Source organism: Herbidospora solisilvae, assembly GCF_009901565.1.
In the GTDB taxonomy this organism is placed as follows: Bacteria; Actinomycetota; Actinomycetes; order Streptosporangiales; family Streptosporangiaceae; genus Herbidospora; species Herbidospora solisilvae.
The window spans coordinates 136,148-152,859 of the sequence record NZ_WXEW01000010.1; the positions used below are offsets into that span (position 1 = coordinate 136,148).

At 71.0% G+C, this 16,712-nt stretch carries 17 protein-coding genes; 13 read left to right on the forward strand and 4 right to left on the reverse strand.

Annotation, left to right across the window (positions count from 1 at the left end):
- Positions 1-39 precede the first annotated feature (39 nt).
- Positions 40-744 (forward strand): beta-ketoacyl-ACP reductase, encoded by a 705-nt coding sequence (fabG, locus tag GT755_RS31210; RefSeq protein ID WP_161483165.1) that lies wholly within the window; start codon positions 40-42, stop codon positions 742-744.
- A 2-nt stretch (positions 745-746) separates the two neighbouring features.
- Positions 747-1,511, forward strand: coding sequence for an enoyl-ACP reductase FabI (gene fabI, locus GT755_RS31215; RefSeq protein WP_062340315.1), 765 nt, complete (start codon positions 747-749; stop codon positions 1,509-1,511).
- Between the two features lie 5 nt (positions 1,512-1,516).
- On the opposite strand, the gene GT755_RS31220 is transcribed toward fabI, so the two are convergent.
- The gene (locus GT755_RS31220) at positions 1,517-2,386 is read right to left on the reverse strand and encodes a hypothetical protein (RefSeq protein ID WP_161483166.1); all 870 of its coding nucleotides are present in this window, start codon (positions 2,384-2,386) and stop codon (positions 1,517-1,519) included.
- 242 nt (positions 2,387-2,628) lie between these two features.
- On the opposite strand from GT755_RS31220, the gene GT755_RS31225 reads away from it, so the two are divergent.
- Positions 2,629-3,648 (forward strand): cellulose-binding domain-containing protein, encoded by a 1,020-nt coding sequence (locus GT755_RS31225; protein WP_161483167.1) that lies wholly within the window; start codon positions 2,629-2,631, stop codon positions 3,646-3,648.
- A gap of 40 nt (positions 3,649-3,688) precedes the next feature.
- On the opposite strand, the gene GT755_RS31230 is transcribed toward GT755_RS31225, so the two are convergent.
- The gene (locus GT755_RS31230; protein ID WP_161483168.1) at positions 3,689-4,621 is read right to left on the reverse strand and encodes an aldo/keto reductase; all 933 of its coding nucleotides are present in this window, start codon (positions 4,619-4,621) and stop codon (positions 3,689-3,691) included.
- 43 nt (positions 4,622-4,664) lie between these two features.
- Here GT755_RS31230 and GT755_RS31235 point away from each other — a divergent pair, with 43 nt between their 5' ends.
- From GT755_RS31235 to GT755_RS31265, 7 genes are all read left to right on the forward strand, one after another.
- On the forward strand, positions 4,665-5,483 hold the full coding sequence (locus GT755_RS31235; RefSeq protein WP_285586988.1) for an undecaprenyl-diphosphate phosphatase: 819 nt from the start codon (positions 4,665-4,667) through the stop codon (positions 5,481-5,483).
- Positions 5,480-6,160 (forward strand): MSMEG_4193 family putative phosphomutase, encoded by a 681-nt coding sequence (locus GT755_RS31240; protein ID WP_161483169.1) that lies wholly within the window; start codon positions 5,480-5,482, stop codon positions 6,158-6,160. Before GT755_RS31235 ends, GT755_RS31240 begins: the two co-directional genes overlap by 4 nt.
- Positions 6,161-6,170: 10 nt before the next feature.
- Positions 6,171-6,740: a DUF3090 domain-containing protein gene (locus tag GT755_RS31245; RefSeq protein ID WP_030452328.1), complete on the forward strand. Its 570-nt coding sequence runs from the start codon at positions 6,171-6,173 to the stop codon at positions 6,738-6,740.
- A complete protein-coding gene (locus GT755_RS31250; RefSeq protein ID WP_161483170.1) occupies positions 6,737-7,483 on the forward strand; it encodes an SCO1664 family protein in 747 nt (248 codons plus the stop codon). The genes GT755_RS31245 and GT755_RS31250 overlap by 4 nt, the downstream gene beginning before the upstream one ends.
- A gap of 89 nt (positions 7,484-7,572) precedes the next feature.
- A complete protein-coding gene (locus GT755_RS31255; protein ID WP_161483171.1) occupies positions 7,573-8,328 on the forward strand; it encodes an NRDE family protein in 756 nt (251 codons plus the stop codon).
- A gap of 9 nt (positions 8,329-8,337) precedes the next feature.
- Positions 8,338-9,549 carry a cysteine--1-D-myo-inosityl 2-amino-2-deoxy-alpha-D-glucopyranoside ligase gene (gene mshC / locus GT755_RS31260; protein WP_161483172.1) on the forward strand — a complete coding sequence of 404 codons (1,212 nt, stop codon included), beginning with the start codon at positions 8,338-8,340 and terminating at the stop codon, positions 9,547-9,549.
- A 9-nt stretch (positions 9,550-9,558) separates the two neighbouring features.
- Entirely contained in the window at positions 9,559-10,878 is a 1,320-nt protein-coding gene (locus tag GT755_RS31265; protein WP_161483173.1) for an LVIVD repeat-containing protein, read from the forward strand.
- Here the strand turns inward: GT755_RS31265 and GT755_RS31270 are convergent.
- On the reverse strand, positions 10,856-11,929 hold the full coding sequence (locus tag GT755_RS31270) for a GNAT family N-acetyltransferase (protein ID WP_161483174.1): 1,074 nt from the start codon (positions 11,927-11,929) through the stop codon (positions 10,856-10,858). The two genes, GT755_RS31265 and GT755_RS31270, sit on opposite strands and share 23 nt — an antisense overlap.
- Positions 11,926-12,822: a GNAT family N-acetyltransferase gene (locus GT755_RS31275; RefSeq protein WP_328794611.1), complete on the reverse strand. Its 897-nt coding sequence runs from the start codon at positions 12,820-12,822 to the stop codon at positions 11,926-11,928. Before GT755_RS31275 ends, GT755_RS31270 begins: the two co-directional genes overlap by 4 nt.
- A 249-nt stretch (positions 12,823-13,071) precedes the next feature.
- On the opposite strand from GT755_RS31275, the gene GT755_RS31280 reads away from it, so the two are divergent.
- The 3 genes from GT755_RS31280 to GT755_RS31290 are packed head-to-tail and all read left to right on the forward strand — an operon-like array spanning position 13,072 to position 16,679.
- Positions 13,072-14,316 carry a cytochrome P450 gene (locus tag GT755_RS31280; RefSeq protein WP_161483176.1) on the forward strand — a complete coding sequence of 415 codons (1,245 nt, stop codon included), beginning with the start codon at positions 13,072-13,074 and terminating at the stop codon, positions 14,314-14,316.
- A gap of 48 nt (positions 14,317-14,364) precedes the next feature.
- Complete coding sequence (locus tag GT755_RS31285; protein WP_161483177.1) at positions 14,365-15,771, forward strand: GH39 family glycosyl hydrolase; 1,407 nt, start codon at positions 14,365-14,367, stop codon at positions 15,769-15,771.
- Entirely contained in the window at positions 15,768-16,679 is a 912-nt protein-coding gene (locus GT755_RS31290; protein ID WP_161483178.1) for a glycosyltransferase family 2 protein, read from the forward strand. Before GT755_RS31285 ends, GT755_RS31290 begins: the two co-directional genes overlap by 4 nt.
- The last annotated feature ends 33 nt before the right edge of the window (positions 16,680-16,712 follow it).

Below are 16,712 nucleotides of genomic sequence, written 5' to 3' on the forward strand. Positions count from 1 at the left end.
ACAAGAGGCTACCCGGGAGTAACTAGTAACGTCGGGTACATGCCTCGTTCTGTACTCGTCACCGGCGGCAACCGCGGCATCGGCCTCGCGATCGCCCGGGAACTCTCGGCGGCCGGAGACCTCGTCGCCGTCACCCACCGATCCGGCCAGGCCCCCGACGGGCTCTTCGGCGTCACGTGCGACGTCACCAGCCAGGAGTCGGTCGACGCCGCCTTCGAGAAGGCCGAGGCCGAGCACGGCCCGGTCGAGGTCGTCGTGGCCAACGCCGGCATCACCAAAGACACCCTGCTGGCGATGATGAAGGAAGAGACCTTCACCGACGTCATCGACACCAACCTGACCGGGGCCTACCGGGTCGCCAAGCGCGCCGTCCGGCCGATGCTGCGCCTCAAGCGCGGCCGCATCATCCTCGTCTCGTCCGTCGTCGGCCTCCTCGGCTCCGCCGGGCAGGCCAACTACGCCGCCTCCAAGGCCGGCCTGGTCGGCTTCGGCCGGTCGCTGGCCCGTGAGCTCGGCTCCCGGAACATCACCGTCAACATCGTGGCCCCCGGTTTCGTCGAGACCGACATGACCGCCGTCCTCACCGAGGAGCAGCAGGCCGCGATCCAGAAGCAGATCCCGCTCGGCCGCCAGGCCAAGGTGGGCGAGGTCGCGCGCGTCGTCCGCTTCCTGGCGAGCGAAGACGCCTCCTACATCACCGGGGCCGTGATCCCCGTCGACGGCGGCCTGGGAATGGGGCACTGACCATGGGAATCCTCGAGGGCAAGCGCATCCTCGTCACCGGCGTGCTGACCGACGCCTCGATCGCCTTCAGCGTGGCCAAGCTGGCTCAGGAGGAGGGCGCCCAGATCGTCCTCACCGGGTTCGGCCGCCTGAGCCTGGTCGAGCGCATCGCCAAGCGGCTGCCCGAGCCGCCGCCGGTGCTGGAGCTCGACGTCAGCAACACCGAACACCTCGACAGCCTGGCCGAGCGGGTCGGCGAACACCTCGGGGGGCTCGACGGGGTCGTCCACTCCATCGGGTTCGCGCCGCAGACCGCCCTGGGCGGCAACTTCCTCAACACCTCGTGGGAAGACGTCGCCACCGCCTTCCAGATCTCCACCTTCTCCTACAAGTCGTTGTCGATGGCCTGCCTGCCGCTGATGAAGCAGGGCAGCTCGGTCGTCGGCCTCGACTTCGACGCGTCCAAGGCGTGGCCGGTCTACGACTGGATGGGCGTGGCCAAGGCCGGGCTCGAGGCGACCAACCGCTACCTCGCGCGTGACCTGGGCAAGCACGGCATCAGGGCCAACCTGGTGGCGGCCGGTCCGCTGCGCACGATGGCGGCCAAGAGCATCCCCGGCTTCAAGGAGTTCGAGGACTCCTGGCCGGCCAAGGCCCCGCTGGGCTGGGACCTGGCCGACACGGTCCCGGCGGCCAAGGCGTGCGTCGCCCTGCTGAGCGACTGGTTCCCGGCCACGACGGGCGAGATCGTCCACGTCGACGGCGGCGTCCACGCCATCGGCGCCTAGGGTTCTCAGGCGATGCGCTGACGGCGTCGCGACGCCGACTGGAGCCCGGAGAGCGGCAGCGACTCCGGGCACATCGCCTCAAGCTCTTCCTTCCTGGCCCGCTTGAGCCAGGCGACCCGCGCGGCCAGCACCGCCGACACCAGCAGCAGCGTCGTCAGCCCGGTCGCGACGGGGTCGTAGGCCTGCTTCGGCCGCACCGGCGCCTTCCGGGTGTCGCTCATGAGCTCGGGGATGAGCTGGCCGGGCCACAGCAGCGGCGGGGCGACCTCGTCGACGCGGACCGGCTCGGGCTCGGCGACGGGCGGGGGAGTGGGCTCCGGGGAGGCCGTGATCGACTCGCCCGTGGTGACGAACTGGGGGCGGGGCTCCGGCCGACGCTCCCTGCGGTTCTCGCGCCGGCCGGTCGTGGCGGGCTCGGTGGGTTCGGTGGGCTTCACCCGCCCCGGCTCGGCGTCGAGCGTGGGCACCGGGCTGTGGCCGCAGGCGACCGAGCAGCCGTCCACGGAACCGCCGTCGGTCGTTCCGGTCTCGACGCCGGTCGACGACTCCTTCTTCTGGTTCTTCTCCGGCTTGCCCGAGTCCTTGCTCTCCCCCGGAGCGGATGAGGACGTCGAGTCGTCGCTGCCGGTCACCCCGCCGACGACCTTGTCGACCGTGTCGGTGACGTCGCCGAGACCGCCCTTGGTCACGTCGTCGACGACGTCGGTCGCGCCGTCGACCACCTTGCACAGCGTGTCGGTCACCCCCGGCAGCAGGCCGCCCCGGTCGCAGTCGGCGGCCATGGCGGCCTCGGCCATGACCAAGGGGAGAGCGGCGCCAATGGCCACGGCGAGAACGCCGGCGCCGAGGGTGGACGCGCGACGCCCGATCCTCATGTGCCCCTCCCCAGTCACCGGCGGGCCCCCTCCCCTGTGGGCGCACCGCTCCCGTTGGCGCGCTCCAGTCTCTCCCCAACGCCGGGTGGATTTCGCGCTGAGTCGCCCTTCGGTATCCAGGTGTGATACGCGAGACCATTTCTCGTTCGGTTTCTGAACCTTTCAAAGGCCACCTGCTGCGGGCCGGGCCGCGACGCCCCGCGCGTTGACGGCACACCCGGCCGGTCCCGACGATCGGGGCCATGCAGATCACCGCAGTGGTCCTCACCGCCGCTCTGCTCGCGGCGCCGGCACCGACGCCGGCGCCCTCGCCGACCGGCAGCCCCGGCCCGGTCCCCCTCACCTGCCGGACCGGTCCCATCCCCACGAACCCGCCCGCCAACGCCCCGCCGACCGCGCCGGGCGCGCCGTCGGTCGACTGGTGGTTCTTCAACGGCGCGTACCTGCGCTGGGCGCCGTCGACCGACGACCACGGCGTGGCCTGCTACGAGGTCTACGAGGACGACGGAGGGAACGGGATAATCCGGGCCGTCTTCCAGGGGCCTGCCGAGGGCTGGGTCAACCTCCCGACCCCCACGGGAACCAAGGACTATCCCGTCTACGTGGTCGCCGTCGACCGCTACGGCGTGCGCGGCGGCCGGTCGCCGGTCACCCGGGTGCGCATCAGCAACGACATCGTGCAGCCGCAGCCGAGCCGCCCGGTCGCCGCTCCGCTGAGCCCCACCAGCGTCCGCCTGTCGTGGACGATGCCCTCGTACGCCGCACCCGCCACGGCCTACCAGGTCATCTCGGGCGGGCAGCTGCTCATGACGGTCCCGGGCACCACCGCGACCCTCACCGGGCTGACGCCGGGCACCGAGTACTCCGTCACGGTCCGCCCGCTGTACGCCGACCGCAGCTGGGGGTACGAGTCGCCGCCGGTGGTCTTCACCCCCAGCACGCCCGCCGTGTCATGCGAGGTGGACTACTCGACCCGCACCTGGGGCACCGGAATGACCACGAACGTCGCGATCACGAACACCGGCGACGAGCCCATCGAGGACTGGGAGCTCACGTTCACCTTCCCCACGCACGGGCAGCGGGTGGACCGGGGCTGGTCGGCGGTCTGGGAGCAGAACGGCCAGCGGGTCACCGCCACCGGCGTGGACTGGAACAGGGACATCGCGCCCGGCCGGACCCTGTGGATCGGCTTCAACGGTGAGCACACCGGTGCGAACCCCGCGCCGGCCGACTTCACCGTCAACGGCTCCGCCTGCGCCTGACCCGCAGGCGGCGATCACCCGGGAGGCCCTGGGCGAGGTGTCACGACGACACGTCGTCCAGGGCCTCACGGATCTCCCAGGGGAGCACGAGCGTCTCGGACTCCAGCACACCGAGGAGCTGGGCGTGGGTGCGCGCGCCCACGATCGCCGAGGCGACCCCGGGCCGGTCGCGGACCCACGCCAGCGCCACCGCCAGCGGCGAGGCGCCCAGGCCCTCGGCGGCGGTCACGCACGACTCGACGATCCGGCGCGACCGCTCGTCGAGATAGGGCTGGACGAAGTCGGCGAAGTGCGGCGTCGCGGCGCGCGAGTCGGCCGGGATGCCGGTCCGGTACTTGCCGGTCAGCACGCCCCGCCCGAGCGGCGACCAGGCCAGCACGCCCGCGCCCACGTGGGCGGCGGCCGGGAACAACTCGTCTTCGGCCTCGCGGGCCACCAGCGAGTATTCGACCTGCGCGGCCACGATCGGGGCCCGCCCCGCCGCCGAACGCTGGTGCACCCCGGCCGCCGCGACCTGCCAGCCCGCGTAGTTGCACACCCCGGCGTAGGCGGCCCGCCCGGTCGAGACGGCGATGTCGACGGCCAGCAGCGTCTCTTCGAGCGGCACGTCGGGATCGAAGGCGTGGAGCTGCCATAAGTCGACCTCGTCGACGCCCAGGCGGTCGAGCGAGGCGTCGAGGGCGCGGATCAGGTGGCGACGGGAGCCGTCTTTGCCGCCGGGCGTGAGGACGGCCTTGGTGGCGATCACCAGGTCTTCTCTGGGGACCACCTCTTTGAGCAGCCGGCCGATCAGCCGTTCGGCGTCGCCGCCCGCGTAGACGTCGGCGGTGTCGACCAGCGTGCCGCCCTCTTCGGCGAACGTCGTGAGCTGGGCGGAGGCCTCTTCGGCCGACGTGTCGCGCGCCCAGGTCATGGTGCCGAGCCCGATGCGTGAGACGGACAGGCCGCTGCGCCCGACATATCGCTGATCCATTGCGAGTCAGAGTATCGTGTCCGAGGCTCTAAGCTGGCCGACCGTGAACGTCTTTGAGGCGGTCGTCCTCGGCATCGTGCAGGGGCTGACCGAGTTCCTGCCGATCTCCAGCTCGGCGCACCTGCTCATCGTGCCCAAGCTGGCGGGCTGGGAAGACCCCGGAGCCGCGTTCACCGCCGTCATCCAGCTCGGCACCATGCTGGCGGTGCTGATCTTCTTCTGGCGCGACATCCTGCGGATCACCGCGGTCTGGCTGCGCAGCCTGACCGACAAGGAGCTGCGCGCCCACCTCGACGCGCGCATGGGGTGGTACATCATCCTCGGCACGATCCCGATCTCGGTCGCCGGCCTGCTGTTCTCCGACGCGATCGAGGGGCCGGCCCGCAACCTGTGGCTCAACTCGGCCATGCTGATCGTGTTCGGCCTGATCCTGCTGGGCGCCGAGCAGTTCGGCAGGAAGGCCAAGCAGCTGTCCGACCTGGGGCTGAAAGACGGCCTCATCATCGGCGCGTGGCAGATGCTCCCGCTGATCCCCGGCGCCTCCCGCTCGGGCTCCACGATGACCGGGGCGATGTTCCTCGGCTACACCCGCGAGGCGGCGGCCCGCTACTCGTTCCTGCTGTCGATCCCGGCGGTGGTCCTGTCGGGCGTCTACGAGATGCGCCACGTCGGCGACGGCGGCGGTCCGCCCCTGGTCGGCACGGCCGTGGCCACGATCGTGTCCTTCGTCGTCGGCTACGCCTCGATCGCCTGGCTGCTGAAGTGGGTGGCCAAGAACTCGGTGAACATCTTCGTGATCTACCGGGTGTTCGCCGGCACCCTCCTGCTGACCCTTCTCGGACTGGGTGTGATCACGGCATGACGACCCTCCTGCTGCTGCGCCACGGCCTGACCCCGCTGACCGGGCCGGTCCTGGCCGGGCGCACGCCGGGCGTGCACCTCGACGACCGGGGCCGCCGGCAGGCCGCCGACGCCGCCGAGCGCCTCAAGGACGTCCGGCTCGACGCGGTCGTCTCCAGCCCGCTGGAACGCTGCCGTGAGACCGTCGAACCTTTCAACGCCGAAAACCTCCAGATCGACGACCGATTCGCCGAGTGCGACTACGGCGACTGGACCGGGAAGAAGCTCGGCGACCTCGCCAAGGAGCCCGAGTGGCGGGTCGTGCAGGCCCACCCGAGCGCCGCCGTCTTCCCGGGCGGCGAGTCGCTGGCCGCCGTGTCGGCCCGCGCGGTGGCGGCCGTCCGCGACTGGAACGCCCGGCTGGGGGAGCGGGCGACCTACCTGGTCTGCTCACACGGCGACGTGATCAAGGCGATCGTGGCCGACGCGCTCGGTCTGCACCTCGACCAGTTCCAGCGCATCAACGTCGATCCGGGATCGGTCACAGTTCTCGAATACACCCCCATACGCCCCTTTCTTCGCAGACTTAACGACACCCGAAATTTCGGGCTTCCGGAGCCGCCTCCGGAGCACAAAGATGGAGGAGAAAACATCGCGGGGAGCGACGCCGCCGTCGGCGGCGGAGCCGGGACCACGTAAGGTCGGGGCTATGCCGGTCTTCGATTACGATCCGCCTGAGAGGTTCGTGGCCGGTGCCGTTGGGCAACCGGGCGCGCGAACCTTCTTCCTACAGGCGAGGGCGCAGGGGCGCCTCACCACGGTCTCGCTCGAGAAGTTCCAGGTCGCGGTGCTCGCCGACCGCCTCGACGAGTTGCTCGATGAGGTGCTGCGCCGCAGCGGCGGCCGCGCCCCCGTCCCGGCCGTGGCTCCCGGCGAGGTCTCCGACGAGGGCCCCCTCGACACCCCCATCGAAGAGGACTTCCGGGTCGGCACCATGGCCCTGGCCTGGGACCCCGACACCTCCCAGGTGATCATCGAGGCGCAGGAGGCCACCGCCGAAGAGGAGGAGGACCCGATCTTCGGCGATCCCGACCGGCCCGAGCCCGCCGTCCTGCGGGTGCGCATCAGCGCCGCCGCCGCGCGGGCCTTCAGCCGCCGGGCCCTCGACATCGTGGCCGCCGGGCGGCCGCCGTGCCCGCTGTGCGGGCAGCCCCTCGATCCCGAGGGTCACATCTGCGTCAGGCTCAACGGACACCACCCCGGGGGACTCACCGCATGACCGCTGAGAACGCGGAAGAGGGAACGAGGCTCGACGACGCGGCGGCCATGCGCCTGCTGCGCGGCGGGCGGCTGGAGATCGCCGGCCGTCTGATCGAGGCCAGCAACATGACCCTCTACTGCACGATCAGCGCGGGCGACCAGGTCGCGGCCTGCGTCTACAAGCCCGTGGAGGGCGAACGCCCGCTCTGGGACTTCCCCGACGGCACCCTCGCCGCCCGCGAGGTCGCCGCCTACGAGGTGGCCGTGGCCACCGGCTGGCGGCTGGTGCCGCCCACCGTCTACCGCGACGGCCCGTTCGGCCCCGGCATGGTCCAGCTCTGGATCGACGCCGACCCCGACGCCGACCTGATGGCCGTCATGCGCAGCCGCCAGCCCGCGCTGCGCCGCATGGCCGTGCTCGACGCGGTGATCAACAACGCCGACCGCAAGGGCGGCCACCTCCTGCCGCTGCCCGACGGCCACGTCTACGGCGTCGACCACGGAGTCTGCTTCTCCGTCGACACCAAACTCCGCACCGTCCTGTGGCAGTGGAAGGGCCGGCCGCTCTCCCGCGAGGCGGTCGCCGTCCTGGTCCATCTCGATCAGGAACTCGAAAGAGGACGACTCGGGCGAAGATTGCGCGAACTGCTGACCGCCGCCGAGGTGGAGGCGACCTGGAACCGGGTACGCAGACTGCTGGACACCGGAATTCACCCCTACCCATCGGGCGACTGGCCCGCGATCCCCTGGCCCCCGATATAACTGCTTTCCCGGAGCCTCACTGAGCTGGACGTAGCACTTTATTTCCGGCACTCTGCATGAGTCTCTACCGATAGTGGAGGGAACGGGCATTGTGTACGGTCATCGTGAGCTTCGACCCCGATGCGGAGTCGCCGATCCTGCTGGCCGGGGTCCGCGACGAGTTCGTCAACCGCCCCTGGATGTCCCCCTCCGCCTACTGGCCCGGCCATCAGGGCGTCGTCGGCGGCCGTGACCTCCTGGCGGGCGGCACCTGGCTGGCCCTCCACCCCGCCGCCCGTCGCGTCGCGGCCCTGCTGAACGGCCACGGCCTGCTGACCTCCTCGCCCAACCGCGCCTCCCGCGGCGAGCTGCCGCTGCTGGCCGCCTCCGGCGGCGAGATGCCCCTGGTCGAGCTGACCCGCTACGACCCCTTCCACCTGCTGCTGTGCGGCCTCGACGGCGTCCGGTTGTGGACCTGGACGGGCGACCGGCTGTCGGAGGAGAAGTTGCGCCCCGGCACCTACGTCGTGGTCAACGCGGGCCTGGCCGACCCCCGCGAGAACCCTCGCGTGGCCCGCTTCCAGCCCGCCTTCGCCACGGCGCCCCGGCCCGGCCGGCCGGGCGGGGGACCCTCCGAACGCTACTGGGGCGAGTGGCTCACCCTCGCCTCCGGCGACGGCCTGCCCTACGAAGACCCGGCCGCCCTGCTGGTCCGCCACGAGCTGACCGACGGCCGCCTGTTCATGTCGTTGTCGGTCAGCCTCGTGGCCCTGGCCGAGTCGGGCGTGCGCTACGACTTCCTGCCCGCGCCCGACGACCCCCTCACCTGGCATCCGGTGGACATCCCCCGCGAGGCGCGCGGATAGGCTCACACCATGCAATCGTGGTCTTCGTCGAACGTCCCCCGCCTGCCGGGCCAAGGTCACCCGCTCCGCCTCTACGACACCGCCGCCCGCGAGATCCGGACCACGGAGCCCGGCCCGGTGGCCCGCATGTACGTCTGCGGCATCACCCCCTACGACGCGACCCACCTCGGCCACGCCAACACCTACCTGGCCTTCGACCTGGTGAACCGCGCCTGGCGCGACGCCGGCCACGAGGTCCACTACACCCAGAACGCGACCGACGTCGACGACCCGCTGCTGGAGCGCGCCCAGCGCGACGGGCAGGACTGGCGCGAGCTGGCCGAAGACCAGATCGAGCTGTTCCGCACCGACATGGCCGTCCTGCGCATCCTGCCCCCGGCCGAGTACGTCGGCGTCACCGAGGTCGTCGACCAGGTCGCCGCCCTCATCGAGCGGCTGGGCGAGGCGACGTACACGATCGACGGCGACGTCTACTTCGCCCGCACCGCCGCCCCCAAGTTCGGCGCGGTCTCCGGTTACGACGAGGAGACCATGCTGGCCCTGTTCGGCGAGCGCGGCGGCGACCCCGGGCGGCCGGGCAAGCGCGACCCCCTCGACTGGCTGCTCTGGCGGGCCGAGCGTCCCGGTGAGCCCTCCTGGCCCTCGGCCTTCGGCCCGGGACGCCCCGGCTGGCACATCGAGTGCACCGCGATCGCCCTGGCCAACCTCGGCCCCGGCTTCGACGTCGCGGGCGGCGGCACCGACCTGATCTTCCCCCACCACGAGATGGGCGCCTGCGAGGGCCACGTGGCGACCGGCGAGTGGCCGTTCGCCAAGGCCTACGTCCACTCCGGCATGGTCGGCCTCGACGGCGAGAAGATGTCGAAGTCGCGGGGCAACCTGGTGTTCGTCTCGAAGTTGCGGCAGCACACCGACCCGATGGCGATCCGGCTGGCCCTGCTCGCCCACCACTACCGCACCGACTGGGAGTGGACCGACGCCGAGCTGGCCGAAGCGACCGACCGCCTGGCCCGCTGGCGCGCGGCCGTCGCGCGGGAGCGGGGTCCCTCGGGCGCCGAGCTGCTGGAGAGGGTGCGCGACCGGATCGCCGACGACCTCGACGCCCCCGGCGCGCTGGCCGAGATCGACGCCTGGGCCGCCGCCGAGGGTGACGATCCGCAGGCGCCGGAACTGGCCCGTGACGTCGCCGACGCACTGCTCGGGATCACCCTCGGAAAGTGAGGATCGCGGTTGAAGCGGTTATTGGTAGGTCTTGTCCTGATAGCGGGATGCACGACCGCGCCACCGCCCGCCGCGACGCCCACGAGCGCCCCCACGCCTGAGTTCACCATCACGGCCGGCCTGCGGCACGTCGCGAACGTGCCGCCCGGCCCGCCGTTCGACACCCCCGAGTCGTTCGCGACCGACCTGGCCTTCCAGGGGAGGTACGCCTTCGCCGGCAACTACGGCGGCTTCACCGTCTACGACATCGGCGATCCCACCAGACCGACCGTGGTGGCGCGGGTGCTCTGCCCCGCCGACCAGAACGACGTCTCGGTCTACAACAACCTGCTGTTCCTGTCGGTCGACGTGCCCCGCGCCGGTCCCGACTGCGCCAGCGGCCCCGGCGACCCGTCGGCGGAGACGCAGTTCGAGGGTGTGCGGATCTTCGACATCACCGACGTCGCCCGGCCCCGCTACGTCACCGCGGTCCGCACCCCCTGCGGGTCCCACACCAACACGATCATCCCGGGCGACGACGTCCACCACGTCTACGCCTCGGCCGCCGGGCCGGCCCCCGACACGGCCCGCTGTCCCGCGCCCCACGAGCTCGTCTCGGTCATCGAGGTGCCGGCCGCCGACCCGGCCGCCGCCAAGCTCGTGGCCACGCCCGTGTTGTTCACCGACCGCGACCCGGGCCGGTTCGGCGGCTGCCACGACGTCAGCGTGCTCCCGGCGAAGAACCTGGCGGTGGCCGCCTGCTACGGCGACGGCCTGCTGCTCGACATCACCGACCGGGCCGACCCGAAGGTGCTCCAGCGGGTCACCGACCGGAGGAACTTCTCGATCTGGCACTCCGCGGCGTTCACCCCCGACGGCACGAAGGTCGTCTTCAGCGACGAACTGGGCGGCGGCACGGCCCCGATGTGCACCGCCGAGGTGCCGGGGAACAAGGGCGGCACCGCGATCTACGAGATCACCGACGACCGCCGGATGCGGCCGCTCGGCCTGTTCAAGATCCCCAGGGCGCAGAGCGAGGCCGAGAACTGCGTCGCCCACAACGGCAACGTCATCCCGATCGAGGGCCGGAACCTGATGGTGCAGGCCTGGTACCAGGGCGGCGTCTCGGTCTGGGACTTCACCGACCCGGCCAAGGCCCGGGAGGTGGCCGCGTTCGACCGGGCGCCGCTGGCGGCCGGCACGCTCGGCGGGTCGTGGTCGGCCTACTTCTACAACGGTTACATCTACTCCAGCGACATCACCCGGGGGCTCGACGTGCTGGAGCTGACCGAGCCGCCGGTCGCCGGGGCGAAGAGGCTGCCGGGGCTCAATCCGCAGACGCAGGAGTAGTGCCGCGCCGGGCCGCGACCCATCGGGCGGCGCGGTCGGCGGCGCCGTACAGGACCGGGGTGGAGAGCACCAGGTTCACGGCGCGGCGCCTCGGCTCGTGGACCAGCCAGTGGCGGGCCGCCGCGACCGAGGGGCGGGCCAGGCGGCCCTCGGCGACCATCAGGTCGCCGGTCTTGAGGCTGTCCTTGTAGCCCTTCTCGCCCCGGCCGAGGTCCATCAGGGTCACCCCCGCCTCGGCGACCGCCCGGCACAGGCGCAGGCGGTGGATCAGGCCGGGGGAGTAGAAGGCGAAGGCCGGGTCGTAGACGGGGAACCAGGCGATGATCGTCGTCTCGGTGCGCACCCCGAAGTTGCCCGCGACCAGCGTGTCGCCCGCGTAGAGCAGGCCCAGGGTGCCGGTGAACACGGGGGTGCGGACGTCGTGGAGGCGCTCGGTGACGGCGACCACCCACGGCTCGGCGAAGCGGTCGGGGCGGCCGGTGCGGCGGTACTGCGCCGACTTCCACCGCTGGAGGGTGCGCAGGGCCGCGCGGTCGGGCGAGTCGAGCTCGAACCGGACCTCGCCGACCTCACGGGCCAGCCGCCGCTCCTTCTTCAGGGTCGACTTGTAGATCTTGTTCGACCGCTCGGCCAGCCCCTTGGCGTAGACGTCGTAGCCGCCGGTCAGGTCGATGACCGGGGAGGGGTGCAGGGCCTTGTGGTGGTGGACGAACTGGGCCGGGTCGAGATGGTCGAAGGCCCACACCTTGAGGTCGCAGGCGCGCAGCAGCTCCCTGGGCGCGACCTCCAGCCCGGGTTCGGCCGCCATGCCCTGGAGATCGGAGAGCACCGAGCCGATCGGGAGGCCGACCGCGCCGCGCCGCTCGAACGGGAAGAAGGCCCGGCCGCCGTCGACCACGGCCACGTGGGCGTCGTCGCGGACCGCGCCGACCGCCTGGGCGTACTCCGGGGCCAGGAACGGGTTCGGGCGGCGGTCCAGGCGCTCCAGGGCCCGCCAGTCGGCGAGCTGGGCCGCGGAGAGCTCCGCCGGCCGCACGACGTCGATCCTCACCCCCGGCCCCGCATCCGCAGCGCCCGGTCGGCGAGCGCGTGGAGCCGGGGGTTGCCGACGATCGTCTTCTTGATCCGCCGCGCGGGCGCGGTGCGCGCCCAATGGAGGGCCGCGGCCGCGCCGGGCCGCCGCGCCACCCCTTCCGACAGGGGGAGGGTGCCGTTGCAGATGGTCTGTTTGTATTCTCCGGCGGTGCCGGTGTCGATGTGCCGCAGTCCGCGGGCGGCGGCGGCCTCGACCAGGCGTAAATGATGGATGAGACCGGGTGAATACGACCCGAGTTCCGGATCGTAGGCGGGGAACCAGCCCGCCATGACGCCTTCGCTGACCAGCCCGAAATGCGCGGCGACCGGGCGGTCGCCGATCTTCAGAACCGACAGCGGCGCGCTGAATTCGGGGGTCTGAACGTCGCGCAGCCTTTCGATCAAGGCGGCCACCCACGGTTTCGCCGTGCGGTCGGCGCGGCCGATGCGGCGATACTGGTCGGACTTCCAGCGCAGCAGCGCGCCGAAATGATCGTCGGAGGCGTATTCGTAGGTCAGCGGGCCGATGTCCCGCTGGATCTTGCGCTCCTTGTAGACGATTGTCTTGTACGACTTCGGCGAAGTCTCACGAAAGAACTTGATATATCCGTCATATCCGGATTCGAGATCGAGCAGCATCGCCGTCCGATTCTCGTCGGAAGTGAACCACGGTTGCCCGCCCACCAGATATTCGAACTCGAACACGTCCAGCCCGCAGCCTTTCAGCAGGTCCGGGCCGGTCACCTCGAATCCCGGCCGGTGCACCAGCCCCTGCGCCAGGGTGACCCACGCGGCCAGCGGCCGGGCCGCCCCGGGGCCGCACGGCTCGAACGGCAGGAACCCCGCAAGGCCGGTGTCGTCGCAGATCACGGCCACTCTGGCGGCGTCGCGGACGTGGCTGACCGCCTGCGCGAACTCGGGCGCCAGCCACGGGCTGGCCAGGTGGGGGGAGGCCCTGCGCATCCGTCTCCACGCCGACAATTCCGGCTCGCCGAGATCGCGGGGACGTACGACATCGATCTTCATATGCGATGAATTCCGGTGACCTAGGGGGTGATGACCGCGCCATACTAATCACGCGAATAACGTCTCGTCCCCCGACCCGAGGTGCTGCCCCTTATGACCGTCGTGCAGGACATCGACCTGGGCAGCCTCTCGTTCTGGGGCAGGCCCCATCCGGAGAGACTGGCGGCCTTCGAACGGCTGCGGGAGATCGAGCGGCCGATGTACTTCGGCGAGCCGCGGGTCCCGGGACTGCGGTCGGGCAAGGGGTTCTACGCGCTGGTCCGGCACAAGGAGATCACCGAGGCGCTGCGCAACCCCGGCGTGTTCAGCAGCTACCCGTCGGTGTCGATCCCGCCGCCGCCGTTCTGGGCCAAGTACATCTTCGGCAACTCGATGGTGAACCTCGACGACCCCCAGCACGGCCGCCTGCGCCGCATCATCGCCCGCGCGTTCACCCCGCGCATGCTCGACAAGAGCGAGCAGGACGTCACCGCCAACGTCAACCGCATCATCGACCGCGTCGTCGCCGCAGGTCCGGGCGGTGACTTCATCACCCAGGTCGCCAACCCGATCGCCGCGGGCGTCATCTGCGACATCGTGGGGGTGCCCGAAGAACACCGCGGCCTGGTCATCGAGCGGGTGCACACCTGGGCCGACTACACCGGCGTGCGGCCCGGGTTCGCCTCCTCCCTGCGCCTGGCCGCCAAGAACACGATGGGCCTGGTCGGCCTGCGGCGGATGGTCATCGAGCTGGGCAGGGAGCGCGGGAAGAACCCCCGCGAAGACGTCATCTCGCAGCTCGTCACCGCCAACATCGACGGCGAGAAGCTCACCAGCATGGAGCTCGGCGCGTTCTTCACCCTCCTCGTGACCGCCGGCATCAACACCGCCAGCAACGCGATGGCCCACGGCCTGCGGCTCCTCACCACCCACCCCGACCAGCGCGAACTCCTCGTGAACGACTTCGACGCGCACATCGGCACCTGCATCGAGGAGATCGTCCGCTACGTCACGCCGGGCATGCGCACCGGCCGCACGATCAAGGTCGAGCACGAGGTCGGCGGGCAGGTGCTCAAACCGGGCGACAAGGTCGTCCTGTACTTTCTCTCGGCCAATCGCGACGACTCCGTGTTCGCCGATCCCGACACGTTCGACATCACCCGTGACCCGAATCCACATGTCGGGTTCGGGGCGCCCGGTATCCACTTCTGCCTCGGTGCGAATCTCGTCCGGAAAGAACTCACCGTGGCGTTCCGGGAACTGTTCCGGCGCCTTCCCGGCATCCACGCGATCGGCGAAGGACGCCAACTTCGCTCCAACTTCGAGAACGGCCTGACCGAGTTGCGATTCGGCTTCTAGATTCCGGGGTAACCGGCGATTCATTCTTTCGCCCGATATCGTGGCCGGGTGGCACGAGAGAATCGGCGGCACTGGCGTCACGCGCGCCGTTCCCTCCGCACCAGGCTCGTCATGCTCTTCGCGACCGTCACGGTCGCCGGCGCGGCCGGCGCGCTCGTCCTGGCGATGTCCGGGCCCCCGGCCGTGCCGTGGCAGCCCTTAGGCGACCAGGGGAACCCGCCGCCCGAGGCGGTGGCCGGCCCGGCCGCGGCCAAGCCGATCGTGGTCGGCGGCGGCGCGCCCGCCGGGTTCCCCGTGTGGGGCTTCTCCCACACCCGGTTCAGCGTCGACTCCGGCCCGCCCGACGTGACGGCCGTCGCCGAGAGGAGCCTCGCGCGCGGCCGGATCATCCAGAACCAGCACATCATGGGCTTCGGCACCCTCAACCCCGAGCCCTCGCCCGGCAGGTACGACTGGAAGTCCATGGACAGCCGGATGGCCGCCATCAAGCGGTCGGGCGGCCTGCCGGTCATCACCCTCTGCTGCGCCCCCGACTGGATGGTCGGCGGCGAGCCCGGCGAGACCGACTGGGAGAACAACTTCACCCAGTCGCCGCTGCGCGAGCACTACCGGGACTTCGCGAACCTGGCCGCCGCCGCGGCCAAGCGCTACCCCCACGTCCGCCACTTCATCGTCTGGAACGAGTTCAAGGGCTTCTTCAACGAGGGCCTGAAGCGGTGGGACTACGAGGGCTACACCGAGATGTACAACCTCGTGTACGACGCCCTGAAGAAGGTCAACCCGAAGATCCAGGTCGGCGGCCCCTACATCAACGTCACCGACCGGCCGGGCTGGAAGTCCGAGGTCTCCGGCCCGTGGGGCAGTCAGGACCAGCGCGGCCTCGACGCCATCCGGTTCTGGCTGAAGAACAAGCACGGCGCCGACTTCCTGGTCGTCGACGGCACCTCCGAGTCGTCCAAGGGCATGTATCCCGACGAGTTCTCCGCCCTGGCGAAGTTCTCGGCCGTCAACGCGTGGCTGCGCAAGCAGAGCAACCTGCCGGTCTGGTGGGCCGAGTGGTACTTCGAGCCCGCCGAGTCCGACTGGACGACGGGCCGCCGCCTGGCCGTCCAGGCCGCCGCGATGATCGAGTTCGCCAGGAGCGGCACCGCCGCCGCCCTCTACTGGTCGCCGCAGGGCGAGGGCCCCGAGTGCGACGGCTGCCTGTGGACCAACCTCGACCAGCCCGGGGCCGGCAAGGCGCTGCCCGCCCTGACGATGCTCCAGGACTTCGCGAAGTGGTTCCCCGCCGGCACCCGTCTGGTGAGCGTGCCGTCGGCCCACCCGTCGCTCCGGCTGCTGGCCTCGGCGAAGAAGATGGTCGTCGTCAACACCCGGGGCGAGGAGACCACGGCCACGGTCGACGGGAAGCGGCTGACGCTCAAGTCCTACGAGGTGCGGTGGGTCACCCGATGAAGAACACCGACCGCCCGCCGGTCAGCGTGGTCGTCTGCACGACCGGCAACCGCCCCCAGATGCTGCGCGAGGCGCTGGCCTCGATCCGGGCGCAGGACTACGAGGGCGACGTCACCGCCGTCGTCGTGTTCGACCGGTGCGACCCCGACAAGGAGGTCCTGTCGGACGACCCGCACCGCCGCGTGACCTGGACGACCAACGAACGGGTGCCCAACGTGGCCGGCAGCCGCAACAGCGGCATCCTGGCGGCCTCCGACGACCTGGTGGCCTTCTGCGACGACGACAACACCTGGCGCCCGTCGAAACTGCGCCTCCAGGTCGAGGCCCTGCACCGGAACCCCGACGCCGCGCTGGTGTCGTGCGGCATGGTCTCGACGCAGGAACGCCTCTGGCCGTCCGCCCACATCACCTTCGACGACCTGCTGCGCTCCCGCATCCCGGCGGCCACCACGTCGTCGTTCCTGATGCGCCGCCCCCTGCTGCTGGGCCCGGTCGGCATCTTCTCCGAGGAGATCCCGCGCGGCTTCGCCGAGGACTACGAACTGCTGCTGCGCTGCGCCCGGCACGCGCCCATCCCCTACGTGCCGGAGATCCTCGTCGAGGTCCCGCCCCACGAGGGCTCCCACTTCTACGGCCGCTGGTCGATGATCGCCGACTCCCACGAGTGGCTGCTCGACCACTACCCCGAGTTCCGGCGCGACCGCCGGGGATACGCCCGCCTGGCGGGCCAGGTGGCCTTCGAGAGCTCGATGGCCCGCGACTGGGGGCGCTCGCTGAAGTGGGCCCGCCGGGCGTTCGCCGCCTCGCCGCTGGAGCCGCGCACCTACGCGGCCCTGGCCGTCACCTCCCGGTTGGTCTCCGGCGAGTGGGTCATCGGCAGGGTGCAGGCCCGGGGCAGCGGCACCTAGATTTCGCAGTCGATTGTGTGATGCAAGTAGCAA